At 66.0% G+C, this 203-nt stretch carries 1 protein-coding gene; it reads right to left on the reverse strand.

Annotated elements, in window-relative coordinates:
- Window positions 1-203 (reverse strand): class I SAM-dependent methyltransferase (locus AC5Y5O_RS32355; protein WP_500028789.1); only part of this gene is annotated, 203 nt, incomplete at both ends.

Below are 203 nucleotides of genomic sequence, written 5' to 3' on the forward strand. Positions count from 1 at the left end.
AGCGGCGGCCCGTTTGGCCAATCGTCGCAGGTGATCATCTGGCTCGACCGCCACGACCTCGGCCACGGTCCCGGGGTAATGCGCGAAGTTCATTCCGTTGCCGGCGCCGACTTCGATCACACGCCCGCTCAGCCCAGCCAGCGCGCGGTCTCGGTATTCGGCCGTTCCACGGATCTCGGAATCGGCGCTATCCGCTGATACAC

This window comes from Mycobacterium sp. NGS40 (assembly GCF_059812735.1).